The sequence below is a fragment of the Cyanobium sp. BA20m-p-22 genome (assembly GCF_024346275.1).
Taxonomy (GTDB): domain Bacteria; phylum Cyanobacteriota; class Cyanobacteriia; order PCC-6307; family Cyanobiaceae; genus Cyanobium_A.
On sequence record NZ_JAGQCQ010000019.1, the window covers coordinates 1 to 22,411 of the forward strand.

At 65.7% G+C, this 22,411-nt stretch carries 25 protein-coding genes; 14 read left to right on the forward strand and 11 right to left on the reverse strand.

The annotated features are described in order from the left end of the window. Positions 1 to 69: 69 nt before the first annotated feature. Entirely contained in the window at positions 70 to 519 is a 450-nt protein-coding gene (locus KBZ15_RS03110; protein WP_255013251.1) for a hypothetical protein, read from the reverse strand. A gap of 107 nt (positions 520 to 626) precedes the next feature. Between KBZ15_RS03110 and ppsA the strand changes: the two genes are divergently transcribed. Next, a complete protein-coding gene (gene ppsA, locus KBZ15_RS03115) occupies positions 627 to 3,047 on the forward strand; it encodes a phosphoenolpyruvate synthase (protein ID WP_255013252.1) in 2,421 nt (806 codons plus the stop codon). 10 nt (positions 3,048 to 3,057) lie between these two features. Here ppsA and KBZ15_RS03120 read toward each other — a convergent pair whose 3' ends face one another. Further along, positions 3,058 to 4,125 carry a metallophosphoesterase gene (locus KBZ15_RS03120; RefSeq protein WP_255013254.1) on the reverse strand — a complete coding sequence of 356 codons (1,068 nt, stop codon included), beginning with the start codon at positions 4,123 to 4,125 and terminating at the stop codon, positions 3,058 to 3,060. A gap of 294 nt (positions 4,126 to 4,419) precedes the next feature. Between KBZ15_RS03120 and KBZ15_RS03125 the strand changes: the two genes are divergently transcribed. Beyond that, a complete protein-coding gene (locus tag KBZ15_RS03125) occupies positions 4,420 to 6,120 on the forward strand; it encodes an FAD-dependent oxidoreductase (RefSeq protein WP_255013287.1) in 1,701 nt (566 codons plus the stop codon). On the opposite strand, the gene KBZ15_RS03130 is transcribed toward KBZ15_RS03125, so the two are convergent. The 4 genes from KBZ15_RS03130 to KBZ15_RS03145 all read right to left on the reverse strand — a co-directional run bounded on the left by KBZ15_RS03130 (position 6,059) and on the right by KBZ15_RS03145 (position 9,391). After that, complete coding sequence (locus KBZ15_RS03130; RefSeq protein WP_197149991.1) at positions 6,059 to 6,421, reverse strand: AbrB family transcriptional regulator; 363 nt, start codon at positions 6,419 to 6,421, stop codon at positions 6,059 to 6,061. The two genes, KBZ15_RS03125 and KBZ15_RS03130, sit on opposite strands and share 62 nt — an antisense overlap. Before the next feature lie 134 nt (positions 6,422 to 6,555). Continuing rightward, positions 6,556 to 7,374: a peptidoglycan editing factor PgeF gene (pgeF, locus tag KBZ15_RS03135; RefSeq protein ID WP_255013256.1), complete on the reverse strand. Its 819-nt coding sequence runs from the start codon at positions 7,372 to 7,374 to the stop codon at positions 6,556 to 6,558. A gap of 11 nt (positions 7,375 to 7,385) precedes the next feature. Next, entirely contained in the window at positions 7,386 to 8,267 is an 882-nt protein-coding gene (locus KBZ15_RS03140; RefSeq protein ID WP_255013258.1) for a Tab2/Atab2 family RNA-binding protein, read from the reverse strand. Further along, positions 8,264 to 9,391 (reverse strand): S1 RNA-binding domain-containing protein, encoded by a 1,128-nt coding sequence (locus tag KBZ15_RS03145; RefSeq protein WP_396123393.1) that lies wholly within the window; start codon positions 9,389 to 9,391, stop codon positions 8,264 to 8,266. Before KBZ15_RS03145 ends, KBZ15_RS03140 begins: the two co-directional genes overlap by 4 nt. 181 nt (positions 9,392 to 9,572) lie before the next feature. Between KBZ15_RS03145 and KBZ15_RS03150 the strand changes: the two genes are divergently transcribed. The 6 genes from KBZ15_RS03150 to folE all read left to right on the forward strand — a co-directional run bounded on the left by KBZ15_RS03150 (position 9,573) and on the right by folE (position 14,800). After that, positions 9,573 to 10,358, forward strand: coding sequence for a creatininase family protein (locus KBZ15_RS03150; protein ID WP_255013260.1), 786 nt, complete (start codon positions 9,573 to 9,575; stop codon positions 10,356 to 10,358). A gap of 43 nt (positions 10,359 to 10,401) precedes the next feature. Further along, positions 10,402 to 11,145, forward strand: coding sequence for an aldehyde oxygenase (deformylating) (locus tag KBZ15_RS03155; protein WP_255013262.1), 744 nt, complete (start codon positions 10,402 to 10,404; stop codon positions 11,143 to 11,145). Between the two features lie 52 nt (positions 11,146 to 11,197). Then, entirely contained in the window at positions 11,198 to 12,250 is a 1,053-nt protein-coding gene (locus KBZ15_RS03160) for a long-chain acyl-[acyl-carrier-protein] reductase (protein ID WP_255013264.1), read from the forward strand. A 32-nt stretch (positions 12,251 to 12,282) separates the two neighbouring features. Continuing rightward, the gene (locus tag KBZ15_RS03165) at positions 12,283 to 13,272 is read left to right on the forward strand and encodes an acetyl-CoA carboxylase carboxyltransferase subunit alpha (RefSeq protein ID WP_255013266.1); all 990 of its coding nucleotides are present in this window, start codon (positions 12,283 to 12,285) and stop codon (positions 13,270 to 13,272) included. Between the two features lie 74 nt (positions 13,273 to 13,346). Then, positions 13,347 to 14,051 carry an SDR family oxidoreductase gene (locus KBZ15_RS03170; RefSeq protein WP_255013268.1) on the forward strand — a complete coding sequence of 235 codons (705 nt, stop codon included), beginning with the start codon at positions 13,347 to 13,349 and terminating at the stop codon, positions 14,049 to 14,051. Positions 14,052 to 14,059: 8 nt separating this feature from the next. Further along, positions 14,060 to 14,800: a GTP cyclohydrolase I gene (gene folE / locus KBZ15_RS03175; RefSeq protein ID WP_255013270.1), complete on the forward strand. Its 741-nt coding sequence runs from the start codon at positions 14,060 to 14,062 to the stop codon at positions 14,798 to 14,800. A 50-nt stretch (positions 14,801 to 14,850) separates the two neighbouring features. Here folE and KBZ15_RS03180 read toward each other — a convergent pair whose 3' ends face one another. Both KBZ15_RS03180 and KBZ15_RS03185 read right to left on the reverse strand, forming a co-directional pair. Then, the gene (locus KBZ15_RS03180; protein ID WP_255013272.1) at positions 14,851 to 15,396 is read right to left on the reverse strand and encodes a hypothetical protein; all 546 of its coding nucleotides are present in this window, start codon (positions 15,394 to 15,396) and stop codon (positions 14,851 to 14,853) included. 45 nt (positions 15,397 to 15,441) lie between these two features. Further along, positions 15,442 to 16,089: a phosphoribosylanthranilate isomerase gene (locus tag KBZ15_RS03185; RefSeq protein WP_255013273.1), complete on the reverse strand. Its 648-nt coding sequence runs from the start codon at positions 16,087 to 16,089 to the stop codon at positions 15,442 to 15,444. Between the two features lie 83 nt (positions 16,090 to 16,172). On the opposite strand from KBZ15_RS03185, the gene KBZ15_RS03190 reads away from it, so the two are divergent. Further along, on the forward strand, positions 16,173 to 17,456 hold the full coding sequence (locus tag KBZ15_RS03190; protein WP_255013275.1) for a site-2 protease family protein: 1,284 nt from the start codon (positions 16,173 to 16,175) through the stop codon (positions 17,454 to 17,456). On the opposite strand, the gene KBZ15_RS03195 is transcribed toward KBZ15_RS03190, so the two are convergent. Continuing rightward, positions 17,342 to 18,181: a lipoate--protein ligase family protein gene (locus KBZ15_RS03195; RefSeq protein ID WP_255013277.1), complete on the reverse strand. Its 840-nt coding sequence runs from the start codon at positions 18,179 to 18,181 to the stop codon at positions 17,342 to 17,344. The genes KBZ15_RS03190 and KBZ15_RS03195 overlap by 115 nt on opposite strands. Between KBZ15_RS03195 and KBZ15_RS03200 the strand changes: the two genes are divergently transcribed. Then, entirely contained in the window at positions 18,169 to 18,966 is a 798-nt protein-coding gene (locus tag KBZ15_RS03200) for a sulfite exporter TauE/SafE family protein (RefSeq protein ID WP_255013279.1), read from the forward strand. The two genes, KBZ15_RS03195 and KBZ15_RS03200, sit on opposite strands and share 13 nt — an antisense overlap. 34 nt (positions 18,967 to 19,000) lie before the next feature. On the opposite strand, the gene KBZ15_RS03205 is transcribed toward KBZ15_RS03200, so the two are convergent. After that, a complete protein-coding gene (locus KBZ15_RS03205; RefSeq protein ID WP_255013281.1) occupies positions 19,001 to 19,471 on the reverse strand; it encodes a CRR6 family NdhI maturation factor in 471 nt (156 codons plus the stop codon). Between the two features lie 102 nt (positions 19,472 to 19,573). Between KBZ15_RS03205 and psaM the strand changes: the two genes are divergently transcribed. From psaM to KBZ15_RS03220, 3 genes are all read left to right on the forward strand, one after another. Then, on the forward strand, positions 19,574 to 19,678 hold the full coding sequence (gene psaM, locus KBZ15_RS03210; RefSeq protein WP_197149960.1) for a photosystem I reaction center subunit XII: 105 nt from the start codon (positions 19,574 to 19,576) through the stop codon (positions 19,676 to 19,678). A gap of 164 nt (positions 19,679 to 19,842) precedes the next feature. Continuing rightward, complete coding sequence (locus tag KBZ15_RS03215) at positions 19,843 to 20,196, forward strand: hypothetical protein (protein ID WP_254930605.1); 354 nt, start codon at positions 19,843 to 19,845, stop codon at positions 20,194 to 20,196. Between the two features lie 28 nt (positions 20,197 to 20,224). Further along, positions 20,225 to 21,199 (forward strand): protochlorophyllide reductase, encoded by a 975-nt coding sequence (locus KBZ15_RS03220; RefSeq protein WP_255013283.1) that lies wholly within the window; start codon positions 20,225 to 20,227, stop codon positions 21,197 to 21,199. Between the two features lie 27 nt (positions 21,200 to 21,226). Here the strand turns inward: KBZ15_RS03220 and KBZ15_RS03225 are convergent, their stop codons facing one another. Further along, positions 21,227 to 21,661 (reverse strand): hypothetical protein, encoded by a 435-nt coding sequence (locus KBZ15_RS03225; RefSeq protein WP_396123392.1) that lies wholly within the window; start codon positions 21,659 to 21,661, stop codon positions 21,227 to 21,229. Positions 21,662 to 21,906: 245 nt separating this feature from the next. Here KBZ15_RS03225 and KBZ15_RS03230 point away from each other — a divergent pair. Continuing rightward, positions 21,907 to 22,411, forward strand: a 505-nt coding sequence (locus KBZ15_RS03230) for a BMC domain-containing protein (protein WP_255013285.1), incomplete at its 3' end; no start/stop codon positions are given.

Here is a 22,411-nt window from a genome sequence, read left to right on the forward strand (position 1 = left end):
GGTCTGCTGGCCCAGCTGTTGCCCGAGGCTGACCCCGAGCCAGGCGATCACGACTGAGGGGGCTAGCGCCTACTTCTTCGGTTGCTGCTTGTTGGCCTGGGCAGTGAACTGGGCGATCACCTCATCGACAAATTTTTTGTCAGCATCAGTGATCTTGGCGTAGCAGCCCTGCTTTACCCGGCCGACGATCTGCACGATCGTGCCGTTGACGATCTGGGAGGCTTCGAGTTTGCCCGTTCCGGCAATCTCGCTGCCATGCAAGGTGCTCACCACGTAGGTGATGGCCTTTGCGTTGGAAATGACCCCGTTCTGCACCGGCAGCTTCTGTTCCACCGCCAGTTCGCAAACATTGACCGCTGCCGCCAGGGCCAGGTCGTTCATCGTTTCAATCGACACTGGCTTCGCGGGAGCTGCTGCGGATTGGGCCAGGGCTGGTGCGCCAAGCAGGGCTGTTGCGCCAAGCAGGGCTGGTGCGCCGATGGCGGAAGCAGTGATCCAGGCCAGGGATAAGCGGGTCACAAAAAGCGCTGCGAAGCAAAATTGTTCAGCCCACTCTCGCACCTGTTTCGGCTGGCTGGCAGGGGGGGGGGGCAGGCGCCAGAGTTGGGTTTGGCTGCCCTGGTCGCATGTTTTCTGCTGAAACCCTGGTGCTGCCCTTCAACCAGGTGGGCATCGAGGCCATAGCCGCCGTGGGCGGCAAGAACGCCTCCCTCGGGGAGATGATCCGGGAGCTGGCAGAGCAGGGTGTGCGGGTGCCGGGGGGCTTTGCCACTACGGCAGGTGCCTACCGCCACCTGTTGCGCACCAATGGCCTCGATGGACCGCTGCGGGCCCTGCTGGCGGGGCTTGATACAGAAGATCTCGGCGCTTTGCAGGCCGCTGGCAAGGCCGCCCGGGCCCTGCTGTTGAACGCCAGCCTGCCGGCCGATCTGAGCGCTGCAATCCTGGCTGCCTATCGAGAGCTGGCAACACCAGATGGCGTTTTGCCAGCGGTAGCGGTGCGCTCCAGCGCCACCGCTGAAGACCTGCCCGATGCCAGCTTCGCCGGCCAGCAGGAGACCTTCCTCAATATCCAGGGCGAGGCGGCCCTGCTTGAGGCCTGCCGCCGCTGTTACGCCTCGCTGTTCACCGATCGGGCCATCTCCTACCGCCAGCTCAATGGCTTCGATCACCTGGAGGTGGCCCTCTCGGTCGGGGTGCAGCGGATGGTGCGCTCCGACCTGGCCTGCGCTGGGGTGATGTTCAGCATCGACACCGAAACCGGCTTCCGCGATGCGGTGCTGCTTACCGCCGCCTACGGCCTGGGCGAAAACGTCGTGCAGGGTGCGGTGAACCCCGATGAGCTGCTGATCTTCAAGCCCACGCTCGAGCAGGGCTTCGCGCCGATCCTCAGCAAACGGCTGGGCAGCAAGGCGATCCGGATGGTGCACGGCGAGGCGGGCGTCGGCCTGGTCAACGAGGCGGTGCCCCAGTCCGAGCGCGACCGCTTTGCCCTCAGCGATGACGAGGCCCTCAACCTGGCCCGCTGGGCCTGCTGCATCGAGCGCCATTACAGCGCCAAACGGGGCTCGCCGACGCCGATGGATATCGAGTGGGCAAAAGATGGCCTCAGCGGCGAGCTGTTCATCCTCCAGGCCCGCCCGGAAACCGTGCAGTCGCGCCAGCAGCAGGCGGTGCTGCGCAGCTGGCACCTGGAGCCCCACCAGGCCGAAACCCTTGCGAGCGGCCGCGCCATCGGAGCCTCGGTGAGCAGCGGTGTAGCGCGGGTAATCCGCCATCCCGGCGAGATCGAGCGCTTTGAGAGCGGCGATCTGCTGATCACCGAGCGCACCGATCCCGACTGGGAGCCGATCCTCAAGCGAGCCAGCGGCGTGGTCACCGACCAGGGCGGCCGCACCTGCCATGCGGCGATCATTGCCCGCGAGATGGGCATCACGGCCATCGTCGGCACCGGTGATGGCACCCAGCGCATCCAAGACGGCGACGCCATCACGATCAGCTGCTGCGAAGGCGATGTGGGCCGGGTGTACAGCGGCACCCTGCCGTTCTCGGTGACGGAGCAGCCCATCGGCGATCTGCCCGCTACCCGCACCCAGATCCTGATGAACGTGGGCAATCCGGAGGAGGCCTTCAACCTGGCCGCCATCCCCTGCGACGGGGTGGGCCTGGCGCGGCTGGAGTTCATCATTGCCAACCACATCAAGGTGCATCCGATGGCCCTGCTGGCCCCGGAGCGGCTGGCCGACTCCACCCAGCGGGCGGCCATCGCCCAGCTGACGGCCGGCCATGCCAGCCCCGCGGAGTATTACGTCGATCTGCTGGCCCAGGGGATGGCCCGCATTGCCGCGGCCTTCTACCCCCGGCCGGTGATCCTGCGCTTCTCCGATTTCAAGAGCAACGAATATGCCCGACTGCTCGGCGGCGGGGCCTTTGAGCCCGATGAGGAGAACCCAATGCTGGGCTGGCGGGGGGCTTCGCGCTACTACGCCCCGGCCTTCCGCGCTGCCTTCGCCTTGGAATGCCAGGCCCTCAAACGGGTGCGCGATGGCATGGGCCTCACCAATGTGATCCCGATGGTGCCCTTCTGCCGCACCCCCGAGGAGGGGGATCGGGTGTTGGCAGAAATGGCCCGCTCCGGCTTGGTGCGGGGTGAAAACGGTCTGGAGGTGTATGTGATGTGCGAGCTGCCCAGCAACGTGATCGCGGCAGAGGCATTTGCCGAGCGCTTCGATGGCTTCTCGATCGGCTCCAACGACCTCACCCAACTCACCCTGGGCCTGGATCGCGATTCAGCCTTGGTGGCTGAGTTGTTTGACGAGCGCCATCCGGCCGTGAAGGCGATGATTCGCATGGCGATCCAAAGCGCCAAGCGCTGCGGCCGCAAGATCGGCATCTGCGGCCAGGCCCCCAGCGACTACCCCGACTTCGCCCGCTTCCTGGTGGAGGAGGGCATTGATTCGATCAGCCTCAACCCCGACGCCGTGATCGCCACCCGGCTGGAGGTGGCCAGGATCGAGGCCAGCCTGGGGCGCTCCCCAGAGCCCTAGCGGCTCTGGCTCAGCTGATCCGGCCCAGCACCGGCCCAAAGCTGGGGCGGATCTGGGCCGGTAGCTGCTGGCTGCGGATTGGCTGCAGGGTGGTCATGTTGAAGCTGGTGTAAACCGTGCGTCCCGCCTCGTCACCCTTGGGCCAGAAGGCATCGATCAGGGTGAGGGTCTGCACCGGCGGCGTGTTGTCCTGGAGGCGCCGGCGTGGGCCGCTGCCCAGGGCTCCGAGGTGGAGCAGATCCAGTTGCCCCACCCGCCCGGGGAAGTAGGCGTGGTGGTGGCCACTGATGTAGGCGTGGGCTCCTGTGCGCTCCAGTAGCTTCCGCAAGGCGTCGCTCTGTTGCAGCACGTTGCCGGGGGTGTCCCTGCCCTGTCCCACCGCATAGAGGGGCAGATGGCCCAGCACCAGCCGCAGCCGGGCGGATTGCGCTGCCGGGCTGCTCAGCTGGCGCTCGGCCCAGGCCACCTGCTCGGCGGGCACGGTGGCGGAGGAGGCATCCCACACCAGTAGGAACAGGTCGTGCTGGCGCACGCTGTAGGCGAACGGGAAACGGCTGGCATCGACAAATTCCAGCCCCAGCGAATCTTGCTGGCCGCGCCAGTAGCGGCCGGCCTCCTGTCTGTCGAGTTCAAACACGTAGCGCCCGCCGGAGCGGGCCGCCGAGGCATCGTGGTTGCCCATGGTGATCGCCACCGGCAATCCCGCCCGCCGCAGGGGCGCCAGCAGCTGGCGGTCGAAGGAGGCCCACATGGCACTGAGATGCACCTGGCTGAGCCCCTGCTTCTGGCCGGCGACCATGTCGCCGCCGCAGAGCACCAGATCGGGCTTCCAGGCCGGAATCAGCTTTACGGCCCGCAGCACCTCGGGCAGGTAGCTGGTGGAGCCGTAACTGCTGTTGAGATCACTGATGGCCACCAGGCGCAGGTCGCCCCGGGGGGCTTGGAGCCGACTGGCATCGCCGGTGGCCGCCCGGGCGGGGATCTGGCCGGCCGCCACTGCCGTAATGGTCAGACCGGTCAGACCGGCCAGTCCTAGGAAGCCACGGCGGTTGAGCTGGGGGCCAGACCAAAGGTCCATGCAGGGTTCAGTGCGCAGCAGTGCTGCCCATGCTTAGCGCACCTGGGCGCTTCAGCCAGAGAGCCTCAAGAGCAGGCTGGCTCAAGAGCAGGGTGCCGTGGGCCGTGGCGCGCACCACGCAAAGAACAGCCAAACCGATGCAGAGGGGGCAGTGGGTGATCCCCATGGAGGCGCCAGCGAATCACTTCCCACCCTGGCAGGCCGATGGGATTTCGGGCCACGGCCGGACGAGACTGCTGGAATAACGCCATCTAAGGCGCCCAATCCCCTTGGGCGGGCCTCCAGGAGTTGCCTGTGCTGCGACTGAGCCAACTGAAACTGCCCCTCGAGCACACGGAGGCCGATCTGAGGGCCGCGGTATGTCGGCGGCTGCGTCTCGAATCGCCTCAGCTGGGGGCCCTGCGGCTGGTTAAGCGCAGCGTCGATGCCCGCAAGCCCAAGGCGATCGCCTTGGTGTACAGCCTCGACCTGGAGCTGGCCCTTGATCGCCGCGCTGAAGCAGGCCTGTTGAAGCGCCTCGCCGCTGATCCCCACCTGGGGCCCAGCCCCGACACCACCTACCACCCGGTGGCCGTGGCCTGCGCCAACGACCTGCGTCCAGTGGTGGTGGGGGCTGGCCCCTGCGGTTACTTCGCCGCCCTGTTGCTGGCCCAGATGGGCTTCCGCCCCCTGTTGCTGGAGCGGGGCAAGGCGATCAGGGAACGCACCGCCGACACCTTCGGCTTCTGGAAGGGCACCTGCCGCTTCGATCCCGAATCCAATGCCCAGTTTGGCGAGGGGGGGGCCGGCACCTTCTCCGACGGCAAGCTTTACAGCCAGGTGAGTGAGGCCAAGCCCTATGTGCGCAAGGTGCTGGAGGAGTTGGTGGCGGCCGGGGCCAACCCCGAAATTCTCACCCTGCACCATCCCCACATCGGCACCTACAAGCTGGCCACGGTGGTGCGGGGCCTGCGGCGTCGCATCGAGGCCCTTGGCGGTGAGGTGCGCTTCCAGTGCCGGGTTGATGGCCTGGAGCTCGATCCCCAGGAGCGGGCGGTGCGGGGCCTGGTGCTGGCGGGCGGCGAGCGGATTGGGGCCGACCGGGTGGTGTTGGCCCTGGGCCACAGCGCCCGCGACAGTTTCGCCATGCTTAAAGCTGCCGGTGTGGCGATGGTCCCTAAACCCTTTGCGGTGGGACTGCGCATCGAGCATCCCCAGAGCCTGATCGACCGGGCGCGCTGGGGTGAGGCCGCCGGCCACCCCCGCCTGGGCCCGGCTGAATACAAGTTGGTGCACCACTGCAGCGCCCCTGGCCTGCTTGGCCGCAGCGTCTACAGCTTCTGCATGTGTCCTGGCGGGCTGGTGGTGGGCGCCACCTCCGAGGAGGGCCGCGTGGTGACCAATGGCATGAGTCAGCATTCCCGCAACGAGCGCAACGCCAATAGCGGCCTGGTGGTGAGCATCGACCTCGCCGACCTCACCCCCTACGGCGAAAGGCCAGGCGATCCGCTGGCCGGCGTCGCCTTTCAGCGCCACTGGGAAGGGCTGGCCTACGCCGCCGGGGGCTCCTCCTACATGGCCCCAGCCCAGTTGGTTGGCGATTTCCTGGCCCGCCGGCCCAGCCGCTGTGCCCAGGGGGTCCAGCCCTCCTATCAGCCCGGCGTGCGCTACGGCGACCTGGACAGCTGCCTGCCTCCTTTTGTGCTGGAGGCGATCCGGGAGGCCCTGCCCATTTTTGCGCGGCGAATCCCCGGGTATGCGATGGAGGGGGCCCTGCTGACGGGCGTCGAAACACGCACATCCTCGCCAGTGCGCTTGCCTCGAGACCAAACAACCCTGGAGTGCACAAACACTCCAGGGTTGTTTCCAGCTGGGGAGGGTGCCGGCTATGCCGGTGGAATCCTCTCAGCTGCCATTGACGGCATCAAAGTGGCCGAGCAGGTGGCCCTGTCGATCACTCATCCTCATCTTCAGCGCCAAGGGGCACAAGGCGAATCTGCTTGCGACCCAATTTGATCTCAAATTCATCCCCGGGTTTGAGGTCGAGCATGGCTGTATAGGCCTTGCCCACCATCAGGTTGCCATTGAACTGAATCTTGGTGTTGAAGCTGAGCTTGCGGCCACCTTTGCCGGTTTTGGAGGTGCCGCCGAAATCAACGCCTTTAGCATTCAGAAGTGCTTCATAAAAAGCTGTGAAGTTCAGCCGCTCAGATCCATCCCTCTTGTGGGAGATGTAGCCGCAAGCCCGCACGAGATCAGACTTGCTGACGTCTCCAAGTTCTTTGACCTTCGCGAGGAGGTCTGCGCCGGTGAGCATGGATAACGTTTATGCAACTTCTGCATTATTGCCCAGCACTCGCCAATGGTGCAAGCATCTGCTGAGTGGATCCGCTCTAAAAGCAGTTCTGGCAGTCGAGTTTGGCAGTCGAGTTTGGCAGTCAAGTCTGGGAGTCAAGTCTGAGAAACAATGCCGCTCCACTGAACCGCTTTGATCTGGTCGCGTCGCCAAGAGTGAAAAAGCAGTGATTCACTAGCTGTGCACAGAGGGCAGACCCCAATTCGATCCGGAGCAATGCCGAGATATTCGAGCTGGCACTGCGCTGCAGCCCGGATGTCCAGCCGGTCCCGCTTGGGATCCGGGTCATCCAGCAGGGCCCCACATCGACGTAAGACCTCGAGGGCGGCCGGCAGTTGCTTAGAGCCAGCAACGTTGGCCTTCAGGCCCCAGGCCACCTGTTCACTCACGCCGCGCTCCACCTGGTAGCAGACCCCACTGATCGCCGGGCCCAGGGCCACGACCAGCTGGTCTGCCTGGCTGCCGCTGGCCACGAGTTGGCCAATGGCCGAGCTCAGGATGTTGCTGGCCACACCCCGCCAGCCGGCATGGCAGGCCGCCACCCGGCCGGAGCCGGGATCTGCGATCAGTACCGGGGTGCAATCGGCCCCGCATACCCACAGGCTCTGGCCTCCGCCATCGCTTACCAGTCCATCGGCTTTTGGCCAGGGCTGGCAGGCCGCCTGGCTCGCCGCGAGGACCTGATTGCCGTGGACCTGCTGGGGTCGGTGCACGCTCACCCCGGCACTCACGTAGCCCGCCAGGACTTCGGGCCCTCGCCCCTGCCACTGGCGGGTGAAAAACCCGTGCTCGAAGCCCTGAAGGAGGTCGCACTGGAGGTAATAGCCGCCATAGGTGCCCACCCAGGTCCAGCCCTCCAGGCTGTTGAAGTCCCGGTCGGGCTTGTCAAAGGGTGGATCAACCGCTTCGGCCATGGGCTGGCAGCTCAGGCGTCGGGTAGGTCGCGCAGCAGCCAGAAGCCCTCGAAGCGCTGATCAGCTTCGTTGGCCTGCACGGCCATGAATTGCAGGCCCCCAGCCTGGGTGCGCGCTGCGGCAAAGGCTCTGGCGGCAGCCTCTGCCTCAGCCTGGTCCAGGTTGGTCAGGAGCCAGCGGTCTTCCATGCCGGCTTCCAGCACCAGTTGCAGCCCGCTGATCTCCAGCCGCACCGGCTCCAGGCCCGCCAGCCAGCCCGCCAGGGCGAGGGCCCTGCTGGGGCTGAAGAGGCGAATGCCGGGCACGGGCACCTCGGCCTCCAGGCCGGGCGGCAGGGGCACCAGACCTGCGAACCCCAGATCCCATTCCCAGGCCCCGGCCAGCGCCTCCAGGGGTACGCTGGCCCAGGCCCAGCTCTCGCCGCGGGCGGCCTCGGGCAGGGGCACGGCGATCGGGCGGAGCGGCTGGGGCGGGGGGGCCAGGGGGCCCGCCATGTAGCCAGGCTCCTGGGGATACACCCTGCGCTCCCGCTCCTGCAGCCAGTTGACCAAGGCGTAGGTGCGGCGGCTGCTCACCAGCTCCATGCCCAGGCCCTCGGCAGCCCGCTGCACCATGGTGCGCATCGAGGCACGCCAGCAACGCAGGCGCCGCGGCGGGGCGAAGCCCTGGTCCTCCGCGGCGCAGAGGGCCTGCTCCAGCGCTTCCTTCAGCCAGATTGAGTTGACGCTGGTTGCGGGGCAGGTCTGCACCCAACGAAACTGGTGCGAGGTTCCGTCATCGCCTGCCCCAACCTCTGGGGTGGAGCAGATCAGTAGTTCCCAGCGTTTCTTGCCATCGGCTTCCAGAATCGGACGGGAGTAATAGTCGAGTTCCCAGTCAGGGGCCTGCATCATCCGGCGTCCTGTTCCCTCTGACGCAGGCTGGCCCGGGCCCGGTTGGCCCGGTCTGCGGCCTCGGCCATCACCGTGTCACGGGCAATCAGCAATTCGCCCGGTTGCCCCTCCAGCAGCGCGGTGTTGAGGGCGATGCGCCCCCTGCCCGGATCCAGCTCGGTGATCAGAGCCTGGAGCCGCTCGCCCTGTCCGAATACCTCCCGCACATCCCTCAGCTGGCCTCCGGTGATCGCCGACTGGTGCAGCAGTCCGCTCACCCCCCCCAGATCCACGAACAGTCCGTAGGGCTTGATCGACACCACCTGGCCTTCCACCAGCTGGCCAACCTCCAAATTTTGGAAGAGTGCAGCGGTGGCCGCCCTCTTCTCCGACAGCACGAGCTTGCGGGTTTCCGGGTTGACTTCCAGGAAGGCGGCGCCAAGGGTTTTGCCCACCAGGGCCTCGTGGTTCTCGCCCTCCTGCAGTTGGGAACGGGGGATGAAGCCGCGCAGGCCCTCCAGCTCGCAGGTGACACCACCCCGGTTGAAGCCGTTCACCTTCACCTGCACAACCTTGCCCTCCTTCTCCAGTTGGCGCACCTTCTCCCAGCTCTGGCGCAGGGCCAGGGCGCGGGCGCTGATCGTCACCATGCCGTCGGCGTTTTGCTCGCGAGTGACGAGCACTTCGAGCTCCAGGCCCTTCGGGAAACGCTCCTTCAGGTTGGTGATCACCCCCAGCCCGCATTCACTTTTGGGCATGAAGCCCGGGGCCTTGCCGCCGATATCCACATAGACCCCATCGCTCTCCATGCCGATAACCGTGCCCCGCACCACTTCGCCGGTGGTGCCGTGGGGCTCGTGGTCATCCAGGGCAGCCAGGAAGGCTTCTTCGTCGAAATCGAAGTCGTCCACACTGCGGGCCGCCTGCTTAGGAGTTGGGGCGGATCGCTTGGCCTGGCCCCGTTGGCTGGGGTCCGGACCCAGCAGGTCGGCCATGCTGAGGCCCTCCATCGAGCCCATTTCAAACAGCTCCCCATCGTCTGAAGGGGGGAGGCCTGGAGCCGCCGGCTGGGGGGGGCCAGGCTGGGGGGCTTGGAGGGTCTTGGGCTCCGGCGCTGGCGGCGCTGGCTCATCCTTGCGGATCATCACCACCTGGGGGGGCTTGCGCAGCGGCGCCACCGGCAGGGGCCTGGGGGCGACGGGGGGGCGGGGCCTGGAGGAGGACGATCCCGGGCCGGCGGATGAAGATGGGGGCTGTTGGCTGCCGGTATCGGCCATCTCCACGGTGAGCTCAGAGCTCCACACTGTAGGGATCAGTTCTGAAGCCATGGACCATCAGCGCCATCTGCAGTGTCTGGCCTGGCCCCAGGTGGAGCAGCTGGCCGCCCAGCCGGGGAGCACGGTGGTTTGGCCGTGGGGGGCAGTTGAGCAGCATGGGCCCCACCTTCCCCTATGCACCGATGGCCTATTTGCCGAGCGGGTGCTGGATGCGGTGCTGGCAAGCCTCGATCCAGCCCTGCCGATTCTGAGGCTGCCCCTGCAGAGCATTGGGTGTTCCCCGGAGCACCGCGGCTTCCCCGGCACCCTCAGCCTTTCCCCGGCCCTGCTGATCGAGCTGACCGTGGCCGTGGGTCAGCAACTGGCCGCGGCGGGATTCCAGCGCCTGGTGCTGTTCAATGCCCATGGCGGCCAGATTGCCCTGCTGCAGACGGCTGCGCGCCAGCTGGGCCTGCTCTCCCCAGAGCTGGCGGTATTCCCCTGTTTCCTCTGGAATGGCCCGGAGGGCATTGCCGAGCTGATCCCCGAGCCGGAGCGATCGGAGGGCCTCCATGCCGGCCTGGCGGAAACGAGTCTGATGCTGCACCTAGCCCCCCAGCTGGTGGGCCAGGAGCGTCCCTGCGATGGCACGGGGCTGACCATCCCCACGGGCTGGAGCCTGGAGGCTGGGGCTCCCCTGGCCTGGTTCAGCCACAACCTCAGCTCCAGCGGCGTCATTGGCGACGCCCGGGGTGCCTCTGCCGCCCTCGGCGAAAGGTTGTTTGACCTGCTGGTGGCGGGTTGGCGGCAGCGGCTTGATGCCCTGCTGAACAGCGCCTGGCCAGCTCCCCACTGAGGGTGGTTACAGTTCGCTTAACCGTTCCACCAGATCCGAAGCCATGGCATCCATCGCTGCTGTATCCACCGCCGCTCCTGCAGTGTCCGCAGTGTCCGGGGCCTCTGCCACCGACCAGCTCCCAGACTTCAGCAGCGAGCTTTATAAGGATGCCTACAGCCGCATCAATGCGATCGTGATCGAAGGTGAGCAAGAAGCCCATGACAACTACATATCTATCGGTACCCTGATCCCCGATCAGGCTGAAGAGCTGGGCCGCCTCGCTCGCATGGAGATCAAGCACATGAAGGGGTTCACTGCCTGTGCCAACAACCTTGGTGTGACCGCAGACATGCCCTTTGCCAAGGAATTCTTCGCCCCCCTGCACGGCAACTTTCAGACGGCGCTGGCCGAAGGCAAGGTGGTCACCTGCCTGCTGATCCAGGCCATCTTGATTGAGGCCTTCGCGATTTCCGCTTACCACATCTACATTCCGGTCGCCGATCCCTTCGCCCGCAAGATCACTGAGGGAGTGGTCAAAGACGAATACACCCACCTCAATTACGGCCAGCAGTGGCTCAAGGCCAACTTGGAGACCTGCCGCGAGGAGCTGGAGCAGGCCAACCGGGCCAACCTGCCCCTGGTGCGCAAAATGCTGGAGCAGGTTGCCAGCGACGCTTCCGTGCTGCAGATGGATCAGGAAGACCTGATGGCCGATTTCCTCAGCTCCTACCAGGAGGCCCTGCTGGACGTCGGCCTCACCAGCCGGGAGATCGCCCGGATGGCTGCGGCCGCCCTGGTGGGTTGAGCCCGGTCCCCTGGAGGGATGTAGCGTCGGCGACATCCCTAGGGATTCGGCAATGTTCGGCCTGATCGGTCACTCCACAAACTTTGAGGAGGCCCGTGCCAAAGCACGCAGCCTCGGCTTTGAGGAGTTTGCCGAGGGCAACCTGGATATGTGGTGCAGCGCCCCACCCCAATTGGTGGAGCGGTTGGAGGTAACCAACCCCAGTGGCAAGAAGATCGAAGGCGCCTACATCGACTCCTGCTTTGTGCCTGAGATGTTGAGCCGTTTCAAAACGGCCAGGCGCAAGGTGTTGAGCGCCATGGAGCTGGCCCAGAAAAGTGGCCTCGACATCACAGCCCTGGGCGGCTTCACCTCGATCATTTTTGAAAATTTCAACCTGCTCAAAGAGCAGCAGATCCGCTCCACAACTCTGGAGTGGCAGCGCTTCACCACGGGCAATACCCATACGGCCTGGGTGATTTGCCGTCAGGTTGAAACCAATGCTCCCCGGCTGGGTATTGACCTGCGCCAGGCCAGTGTTGCAGTGGTTGGCGCCACCGGGGATATCGGCAGTGCGGTTTGTCGCTGGCTGAGCCAGCGCACTGGCATCAAGGAACTGCTGCTGGTGGCCCGCCAACAGCAACCCCTGGTGGACCTGCAGCAGGAGCTTGGCGGTGGCCAGATTCTCAGCCTCGAGGAAGCCTTGCCTCAGGCGGATGTGGTTGTTTGGGTCGCCAGCCTGCCCCAGACCCTCAGCATCGATGTCGACAAACTCAAATCACCTTGCCTGATGATCGATGGCGGCTACCCGAAAAACCTCGACAGCAAGGCCAACGGCGCCGGCATCCACGTGCTCAAGGGTGGAATCGTGGAATTCTTCAGCGACATCACCTGGCAGATGATGGAAATGGCGGAGATGGCAAATCCCAGCAGGCAGATGTTTGCCTGCTTCGCCGAGGCGATCCTGCTGGAGTTTGAAGGCATCCATACCAACTTCAGCTGGGGCCGCAACAACATCAGCCTTGACAAGATGGACCTGATCGGCGCGGCCTCCCTGCGCCATGGGTTTGAGGCCCTCAGCCTCAGCTTGCAGCCGGACGCCTCACTGGCCATGGCCCCTGTCTAGCCCCTTTGCCCAATCCCGTAGCACCCCCCGCCATGGCCCGTCGCGCCCTGCTGGAGTTCGAAAAACCGCTGGTTGAGCTGGAGGAGCAGATCGAGCAGATCCGCCAGTTGGCGCGAGACTCGGAAGTGGATGTGAGCCAGCAGCTGCTGCAGCTTGAAACCTTGGCAACCCGCCGCCGCAAGGACATCTTCGAGGCCCTAACTCCTGCCCAGAAGATTCAGGTTGCCCGCCACCCCCAACGCCCCAGCACCCTGGACTACATCCAGGTGATCACCGATGAGTGGCTGGAGCTGCATGGGGATCGGCGCGGCAGTGACGACAAGGCCCTAGTCGGGGGCGTGGGCCGGATCGGGGACCAGGCTGTCGTGTTGCTGGGCCATCAGAAGGGGCGTGACACCAAGGAAAACGTGGCCCGCAATTTCGGCATGGCCTCTCCCGGTGGCTACCGCAAGGCGATGCGGCTAATGGAACATGCCGACCGCTTCCGCCTGCCGATCCTCAGCTTCATCGACACTCCTGGCGCCTACGCCGGCGTGCTGGCAGAGGAACAGGGCCAGGGCGAGGCGATTGCCGTCAATCTGCGCGAGATGTTCCGCCTGCGGGTGCCGATTTTGGCCACCGTGATCGGTGAGGGTGGCTCCGGCGGCGCCCTCGGGATCGGTGTGGCCGACAGGCTGCTGATGTTTGAGCACAGCGTCTACACCGTGGCGAGTCCGGAAGCCTGTGCCTCGATTCTCTGGCGGGATGCGGGCAAGGCTTCCGCCGCTGCAGAAGCGCTGAAAATCACTGGTCCAGACCTGCTCAAGCTCGGCGTTGTTGATCTGGTGTTGCCGGAGCCCTGCGGCGGCAACCACTGGGCACCCTTACAGGCCGCGGAAACCTTGAAGACGGCCCTGCTCGAGCAACTGGCCGAGCTCCAGGGCCTGAGTGAAAAGCAGCTGATCGAGCAGCGCTATGGGAAGTTTCGGCGCATGGGCCGTTTCCTCGAGAGCGAGGCCCCAGAGCCAGCCCGGGGTCCTTAGGGTTGACCCAAGAGCGCCCTTCCATTGCAACCGCTCTCCCCTCGCAACCTTGCCTCTTGTCTGATTCATCGGCAGTGGCCCTGATTTCCGGGGCTTCCCGGGGCATCGGTGCCGCGGCGGCCCGCATTTTTGCCGCAGCTGGCTACGACCTGCTGCTGCTAGCCCGGCCCTCTGCCGAGCTTGATGGCCTGGCCGCTGAGCTCGAGCCCCTGGGCCGTCGGGTTGAGATCCAGGCCCTTGACCTAACCGATCCGGCGGCCATCGCGCCCGGTGTGGCTGCACTTTGCGCCCGAGGTCTAGCCCCCACTGTGGTAGTCAACAATGCGGGCATGGCTTACACCGGCCCGCTGGCTGCCATGTCGCTTGAGCAGTGGCAGCGGCTGATGCAACTAAACCTGACTGCCGTATTCCAGCTATGTCAGGTTCTGTTGCCTGGGCTGCGCCAGGCTGGGGGAGGCCACATCATCAACGTCAGCAGCCATGCGGCCCACCACGCCTTCCCAGACTGGGGTGCCTACTGCATCAGCAAGGCTGCCCTAGCAGCGTTCAGCCGCTGTCTGGCCGCTGAAGAACGGGCCCACGGAATACGGGTCAGCACCCTGACCCTTGGTTCGGTGAATACCCCCCTCTGGGAGAGCGAAACCGTCCACAGTACCTTCGATCGCCGTGCCATGCTTGACGCCGAGCGGGCAGCTGAAGCCCTGCTGTATTTGGCCCAACAGCCCGCCACCCAGGTGGTGGAAGACCTCACCCTCATGCCGGCTGCCGGCGCGTTTTGAGCACCTCCATGACCTCCACCTTGCCCTCCAGCCTTCCCTCCCGCTCGAGTGCCCCGGACGCTGGCCCCTTGCCCGTCAGCGTCCGAATTCGGGAGCGGCTTGAAGCCGATGCCGTTGCCTATTTCGCCAACGACAACATTGCTGACCATCTCAAGGATGGGGAGCTTGAGCAGTTGGAAATCGAAGTTGCGGGCAAGGTGCGTGAGCTGCTGCGCAGCCTGGTGATAGATATCGATAGGGACCACAACACCGAGGAAACGGCTGAACGCGTCGCCAGAATGTACCTCCATGAGGTCTTCAAGGGCAGATATCACGAACAGCCCAAGATCGCCAGTTTTCCAAACGTTAAAAAGCTCGACGAAATTTACACGGTTGGCCCCATCTCCGTGCGCTCAGCCTGCTCCCATCACCTGGTTCCCATCCTCGGCAACTGCTGGATCGGAATCAAGCCCGGCGAAAGGGTTATCGGCCTATCCAAATTTTCACGGGTGGCAGATTGGGTCTTTTCCCGGCCCCACATTCAAGAGGAGGCCGTGATGATCCTGGCCGATGAAATCGAAAGGCTCTGTGAGCCCCAAGGTTTGGCTATCCTGGTCAAGGCCCAGCACTTCTGCATGAAGTGGCGCGGTGTCAAAGAACCGCAAACCAGCATGGTCAACTCCGTGGTTCGCGGTGATTTCCGGGCCGATCCCAGCCTCAAGGCTGAATTTTTTGAACTTGTCAAACAGCAGGAATCTTTGCTCTATTGATGAGCAATCCTCTCTAGATTAAGCCATCTTCCTCGGCCGGGCGCCTGCTCTTAGGGAGCCGGTAGCACCGGCCCCACGGGTCGGGAAGCCTGGCGCTGGACTGGGGCACCGGCCGGGGAGACGGCCACCACCAGCATCACTTCCGCTGAAACATCCTGGGGCTGGAGGGCATAGCTGGGTCCGGAGGCCTCCACGATCAGTAGCCACTGGCTGCTGCCCGGGCTGCGCCGGTACCAGTGGAAGTCTTGGGGCGGCAGGGCCGCCAGCACGTCCGCCAGGGCCGTGGCCTGCAGCACCTGACCCGCGATGGCCTCGCCCTGGAGCGCCAGCTGCTCCAATCCATTGATCTGCTGCTGGACGGCGCTTTCCTGCTGCAGATCGCTGGAGATCTGCTGACGTAGGGCCTGGATCTGGGCCTGGGGATCGGCACTGACCCCAGGCACGCAGGAGAGCTGGCCATCCACCAGCTGGCAGCCCACCAGGTCCTGGGCCGCCACCCCCTCCGGTATCCAGACCGGCATCCAGGCCAGCACCAGGGCCAGGCAGCTGCCCAGACCCAGCTTGCGTTGGCTTTGTTGTCCAGGGCAGGGACCCATCAGCAGAGGGAAAAGTTCAGTTGATTTTGGCCCCAAAAGGTCTTCTCAGCCAGCTGCGCTGATGGCGCCAACCAGCTCCGCTACAAGCTCGAGGTCCTTGTCGCCAGGGCTGCGCTCCACGCCACTGGATGCATCGAGGCCAGTGGGGCTCAGCCGGGCCAGCACCGGCGCGACCCGGTCGGCGCTAATGCCCCCCGCCAGCCACCAGGGCAGGGGCGGCTGAAACTGATCCAGCCAGTCAATCGGGATGGGATGGCCCGTCCCACCTAGCTGGTCAGGTAGCCAGGCATCGAGTAGCAGGGCATCCACCACCTCCGCGTAGGCGGCTGCCCGCTGCAGATCCTCCGGGCTGCGGATGCGCAGGGCTTTCCAGAGCTCGCAGCCCAGTTTTTCTCCCAGCTCCCGGCAGCGCTGCGGGCTTTCCGAACCGTGCAGCTGGAGAATCCCATGCCCCCTATCTGCCCCCAGCTGGGCCAGCGTGGCCCCATCGGGATCGGCCACCACCAACACCCGCTGGCAGCCGGGGGCTGCGGCCTGCACGGCGGCAAACAGCGCCTGGCGTTCGGCCGGATCTACGTATCGAGGCGACCCTGTCACGCCGATGACGCCGATGGCATCGGCGCCCAGAAGGGCGACCGCTGCGGCTTGGGCCGGCTGCCGCAGTCCGCAGATCTTGAGCCGGGGGCGGGGCATGGGTGGGCATCTGGCATGCCACCTTTCTAGGATCAGCTTTCTGATGGCGGGCCTGGCCCGGTTGTCGTGCCGGTGGAGGGGCCGTGGGAGAGGGCTGGCAGCTGTTCAAGATCCGCGGGATCCCCCTGCGCATCCATCCGAGTTGGTTTGTGATCCTGGTGCTTGCCACCGTGGCCTTCCAGCAGCAATACAGCCTGAGCCTCAAGGATCCCGTCAGTGCTGGCGTCCTCTGGGCCCTGGGTCTGCTGACGGCCCTGCTGCTGTTCGTGTCAGTTCTCCTGCACGAACTGGGCCATTCCCTGGTTGCCCTGACCCAGGGCGTTCAGGTCAGCAGCATCACCTTGTTTCTGCTGGGGGGTGTGGCCAGCGTGGAGCGGGAATGCAGCACGGCCCGAGGGGCCCTGCTGGTGGCTGCAGCGGGGCCGGCCGTCAGCCTTCTGTTGGGCGTGGGTCTGCTGGCTGCTACCCACTCTGCAGCCCATCTCTCGCCGCTGCTGGGGGCGATGGTTGCCCAGCTAGGCAGCCTCAACCTGGTGCTGGCCCTGTTCAATCTGCTGCCCGGTCTGCCCCTCGACGGCGGCCTGATCGTCAAGGCCCTGGTGTGGCAGATCAGTGGCAGCCAAAGGCGGGGCGTGGAGGTAGCCAACCAATCCGGGCGCATCCTCTCCCTTTTCGCGATCGGCCTGGGCACGGTGCTGCTGCTGCGGGGGGCGGGGCTCAGTGGGGCCTGGTTGATGCTGCTGGGCTGGTTTGGCCTGGGTGCATCCCGCAACCAACGCCAGATGCTGGTGCTGCAGCGCACCCTCAATGAACTCAAGGTGCGGGATGCGGCAGGTCGTCGTTTTCGGGTGCTTGAGGCCTCCGGCCCCCTGCGGGAGCTGAGCAGGATCCGCCTGGCCCAGGCCAGTGACGCCGGCCAGGGCGACTGGCTGCTGGTCTGCGATCGCGGCCGTTGGCAGGGGGTCATTGACGACACCCCACTGCAGCAGCTGCCGGTGCAGCGCTGGGATAGCGATCGGATCGGTGACCACATCCAGCCCCTGGACAGCCTGCCTTCGATTCGGGACTCAGCCCCGCTCTGGCAGGCGGTGCAACAACTCGAAGCCAGCGGCCGCGACCGCCTGCTGGTGTTCAGCCCCGCGGGCCTGCCCTGCGGCACGATCGAGCGGCCTGAACTGGGGGAGGCTGTGCTCGTCAAGATGGGATTGAAGCTGCCTGCCCCCTTGCTCGAGGCAGCTCGGCGCCAAGGCACCTACCCGCTTGGCCTGGCCCTGCCCCAGGTGGTGCGATCGATGCTGGCCTCCGGGGAAGCCTGCGGCGAAGCCCCTGCCCTGCCAGCCCTGCCACTAGATAGCCCCTCCGTGTAAGGCCCCAGGCGAGCTCCGATGGTGGCGAGCTCAGCGCCGCTGAGGGCCCCTTCCGTCCATCCTGAGCCGGCCGTTGGCAGCCAGGTCAGGGCCGATCGGATCAGCAGAATTTGGAGGGCGGAGCCCTCTAGGGGCAGCCTGGCCAGCCGGGGCGGCGGGGCCTTGAATACCTGCTGCCAGAGCTCATCTGCTGGCTCGACCAGGATCGAGCCGTGCTGGAGCAGGCAGCCCCTGCGCCAGAGCTGGGCGCTGCCAATGCGCTTGGCCCCATCGGCGTCGACCAGGTCTGCGGCGGTGCCTGAGGCAAAACAGTTGCTGGGCTGCGCCGCGCTGGCTTGGCTGCCCGGTTGCAGGGGGTGGCCCAGCTGGGCAAAGGCCTCCAGCAGCCAGCGGCAGGCCAGGCCGTAGGCCCGCTTGCGCCCCAGCGGCGCCCCGGGCCAGACCAGGCCATAGGTGATCTCGCCGGCATGGAGGACTGCCCTGCCGCCGCTGGGCCGGCGCACCAGATCGATCACCCCGGCGCTGGCCAGTTCGCTCCAGTGGGCTTCCACCTTGCCCTGGTGAAATCCCAGCGAGAGGGTTGGGCGCTGCCAGCTGTAGAGGCGAAAGCTGGGCGCAGCTTGCTCCAGCAACCAGGCGTCGGTGGCCATCTGCCAGGCCCCGCTCCGGCAGGTGCTGGGCAGCAGCCTCAGGGGCGGCATGGGGGATGCTGATGGAGCCGCCATCACCCCAGATTGCCAGGATGTTGTGGAGCCTGTTGCCCTATCTCCCCCTGGGGTTGCTGGCTGGGCTGCTGTCTGGTCTGCTGGGTATTGGCGGGGGGCTGGTGTTCGCCCCCATGCTCTTGCTGGCGGGGCTGGAACCGCACCAGGCCCTTGCCACCAGCACCCTGGCGATCGTGCCCACCACTCTCGGGTCCACCTGGACGCACCTGGCCAACCGCAGCCTTCCCTGGCGCTCCGCCCTGGCGATTGCCATTGGGGCCGGCCTCGGTGCGGGCCTGTTCAGCCGGGTGAGCCTGGGGGTGCAGGGCTGGCAGCTGTTGGCCCTGCAGGCGCTGATGTACGCCGTACTGACAGTCACCATTCAGCCCCATGGCCTCCCCGAGGATGGGGTCGAATCCCCCCCCAACCTGCCGGGCCTTTCCGCCGTGGGATGGATGGCGGGATTGGCTACGGGCATGCTCGGCATCGGCGGCGGCCTGGTGATGGTGCCCCTGATGGTGAGGTTTCTGCGGGTGCCCATCCACCTGGCCATTCGCTTCAGCGGCCTGGCTGTGCTGGTTTCCGCCACGGTTGCCTCAACCACTTTTCTCAGGGACGGCCGGGCCCTTCTGCCCGTCGGCCTTGCCCTGGGGGCCACGGCCGCCCTGGCCGCCAGCTGGTCCGCCGCCCGCTTGGATCGGGTCAGTGGGGTCTACCTGGTCTGGATGTTGCGGGCCTTCACGATGGTCCTAGGGCTCCTGAGCGGAAGCCGCTCCCTGCAGCTGTTGCTTGGGCCGACTGGCTGATCCTGGGCCCAGACCCCTGGGAGATTGCCAGAGCTCAGACCGGCGGTAAGCCAACCCAGAACTGGGCATCGAGCTCGAATCCCAGCACCGCAGCCATCTGGGTGAGCCCCTGGCGGATGCCCAGGTTGTGGGATCGGGCCCAGGCATCGAGGCCGAACAGGCGATGGGTCATCCACAGCTCAAGGGCCTCGGGGGCAAAGCGGATCCCCTCGGTGCGACTGAACTGGTGGGGCAGCAGCATGGCCCCATGCCGGGTGAGCTGGCCACTGCCGCGCTCCAGCACCAGGGGCAACCAGGGATATTCCGCATCGGCCCGCAGGGACCAGAGCCGCAGTTCTGCGATCTCAGAGAGTTCGCGGGGATCTTCTGCGGCCTGGGGCCAATCGAAGTTGAGTTCGAGGGATCCGGCCCGTTGCACCAGGGCTGCCGGGTCGAGGCTTGCCCAGGGTTGAAGCGGGGCGAGATCGAGGGTGCGGATCTGTTGCTCGGAGATCTCCACGGGCATTAGCAGGTCGGAGCCATCAAGAGCTGTGACAGCAGGGCGGGCGCAGCTGGACCGTAGCCACCGATGGGCAAAGAATGGGACATCCCGTTGATTCCAGCCATCATGGTTTCCACCCTCAGCCTGGCCGAAGTGCTGATTGCCCTGGTGGTGGCAGCCCATGCGGGGGTGCTGGCCGTGCGTCTCTGCTTCTCGCTCTACAAGGCCTGAGCTCCCTCGGAGCCATATCCACGGGGAGCCATTGCCAAGAGGAGCCATTGCCGCTACAAGAATTGTGTTCCTAAAGGATTGCTTTTCTCGGCATGCGGCAAGTGTCCAGGCCTGCGCCCACCTCCAGGCCTGCGCCAGCATCCAGGCGTGAACAGCAACCTGCTGTGAAGGTTGTTTCAGGGGGGGAAACTGCCGCCCTCCACGGCCTCTCACTGGAGCGCCAAGAACTGCTCTGCAGCCTCATTGCCCTGGCCGTGAAGCTGGGCCTGGTGGTTGTGGCCGGCATCAGCCTGGCGCGCCTTACCTCGGCTTACCAGGAGCGGATGGAGCGCCAGGGAGAGCTCGCCGCCGTGCTCGAACTCGAGCAGACCAAGCTGCTGAAGGCAAGGGAACGCTTTGACCAGCTGTTCATGTTGGAGGGGGAGCAGCGCCTGATCCGGGAACAGAGCCAGTGGATCGCCCCGAACCGGCTCCGTGTGGTGTGGAACAACCCTGAGCAGGCCCGCCCCAGCCCCTAGGTTGGAACCCGTTTTGTCACCGGGTTTGATGGCTGAAGCAGTTGGCGCCGGAACGGTTCTGATCACCGGCACCACCTCTGGAGTTGGCCTCCATGCCACTAAGGCCCTGGCCGATCGGGGCTGGCAGGTGGTGACCGCCAACCGAGATCCGGTCAGGGCGGCAGCTGCCGCCGACAGCCTGGCTATCCCCTCGGCCCAGCTCAGCCACCTGAGATTTGATCTGGCCGATCTGGACAGTGTGCGGGCTGGGGCGGAAACCCTGGTGGCCTCCTTGGGACGCCCCCTAGATGCGCTGGTGATCAATGCGGCCGTCTACAAGCCCAGGCTGGAGCAGCCGGAGCGCTCCCCCCAGGGCTACGAGATCTCGATGGCCACCAACCATCTGGGCCAATTCCTGCTGATCCACCTCCTCCTGCCGGATCTGGAGCGCTCCAGCCACCCCTCCCGCCGGGTGGTGATCCTGGGCACGGTGACGGCCAATTCCAAGGAGCTAGGCGGCAAGATCCCGATCCCGGCTCCCGCCGATCTGGGCGATCTCGCCGGCTTCAAAGCCGGCTTCCAGGGCCCGATCGCCATGGCCAACGGCAAGCCCTTCAAGCCCGGCAAGGCCTACAAGGACAGCAAGCTCTGCAACATGATCACCACCCAGGAGCTGCATCGCCGCCTGCATGGCAGCACCGGCATCGTTTTCAATTCGCTGTATCCGGGCTGTGTGGCCGACTCCCCCCTCTTCCGCCATGCCCCCCTGGCCTTCCAGAGGATTTTCCCCTGGTTCCAGAAAAACATCACCGGCGGCTATGTGAGCCAGGCCCAGGCCGGCGAAAGGGTGGCCCAGGTGGTAGCCGATCCAGCCTTCAGTTCTTCCGGCGTGCACTGGAGCTGGGGTAACCGTCAGAAGCAGGGGGGGAGGCAGTTCAGCCAGGAGCTCTCCGATAAGGCCAGCAATCCGGGTACGGCCCAGGCCATGTGGGAGGAATCCATGAAGTTGGTCGGGCTGGCTTGACGCTGCTGCCCCAGGGCCTGGTGGAGCTCAGAAACGGCGCCGGAAGGCATCGTCACTGCGGGAATCGGCCCCTTCGGCCCTAGCCAGCTTCCAGACATTGCGGCTGAGTCGGCGAGCCCTGATTCCAGCCCGTTCCACGCTCTCACTGGTAGGGCGTACGCCTAGCAACTGGCTGACCTCGGCCGTGGTCAGGGGAGCACCGGTCTGGAGTGCCAGCTGGGTGAGTTCGAGGCGCTGACGCAGGGCTGCCAGATCGGCCCGGCCCCCGTCATCAGAGTCTGCCCAGATCCAGGGCAGGTCGTTGCCGGATCCGGCCATTTTCTGCATCAAGCCCAGGCCGATAAAGGCCAGGGCCTGCTCCGGTTTCACCCCCTGGGCCGCGGCTTCGGCCATCCACTCTGGGAGCGGGGCCGGGCTGGTTGTGGCAGCAGCGGTGCTGGCGGCTGGCTGTCGGCTGGTCATGAACGTCCCATCAACGTTGGCCGGACCCTACCGGCTCTGCAACGATGGGCAAGGGTGCAACCGGCCCCAGGGTTAAGATCCCGGCGCGGTTGCCCAGCTGAAAGGGCAAGCTGCCCGAAGGACCCTTGCCCGCTCGCCAGCCATCTCGAGAAGAATTGGCCCTGCGCCGGAGACGGGAAGGAGCGTCGGCATCTGTAACGGGCACGGGCAGGGGTTCGGTACCTGCGGGCCCCCGTTCTGGATCCTTGGTCACAGGCACCCAGGTGGATAGCGGCAGCTCCGGCGCCAGCTGCGTGATCACCACTGACAGCGAAGGCTCCCGCCTGGCCCGCCAGTCGAGCCAGGTGCAGTCGATCGAGCTGCGCACCTACGTCTTTCTGGATTCACTCCAGCCCCAGCTGGCTGCCTACATGGGCACCGTGAGCCAGGGCTTCCTGCCGATCCCCGGCGACGCCTGTCTCTGGCTCGAAGTGTCGCCTGGCATGGCGGTGCACCGGGTCACCGACATCGCCCTCAAGGCGAGCACCGTGCGCCTCGGCCAGATGATCGTGGAACGGGCCTTCGGCTCGCTGGCCCTCTATCACCGTGACCAGAGCAATGTGCTCCACTCGGGCGATGTGGTGCTCGAGGCGATTGGCAGCCGGGTGGAGCAGCGCAGCCGTTGCGAGGTGAGCTGGACCGAGATCATCCGTGCCATCACCCCCGACCATGCGGTGTTGATCAACCGTCAGAACCGCCGCGGCTCGATGA